General features: G+C 53.4%; 1 pseudogene. It reads right to left on the bottom strand.

Features of this window, described 5'->3' with window-relative positions:
* Positions 1 to 279: pseudogene (locus HCN83_RS18890) on the bottom strand (IS1634 family transposase); the annotation flags it as partial.

Genomic DNA, 279 nt, shown 5'->3' with positions numbered 1-279 from the left:
TCACATGCAGGTTCTCTCGAATCACCTGAAACCGCCCGCGCTTGCTTAAGGCTTCTTCGACATCTTTTTTTCCCGCATGCATGCGTTCGCCAATAATATAATGGCCGCCGGTTTGCTGCAGAATCCGGAGATTTTTCTCGGAAGAAAACCCGCGATCGGCGACTTGTATCACCCGCCCGAGCTTCCAGCCGATCAAGTCTTGTTTCACTTGTTCGATCACCGTCATGTCCATCGTGTTCCCGGGCCATTCCCATACGCGAATCGGAATGCCTTCGCGGG

The sequence above is a fragment of the Alkalicoccus luteus genome, from assembly GCF_012034335.1.
Classification (GTDB): Bacteria; Bacillota; Bacilli; order Bacillales; family Salisediminibacteriaceae; genus Alkalicoccus; species Alkalicoccus luteus_A.
Note: the sequence above shows the minus strand (reverse complement) of the source record. Positions and strands in the feature narration are given on the sequence as shown.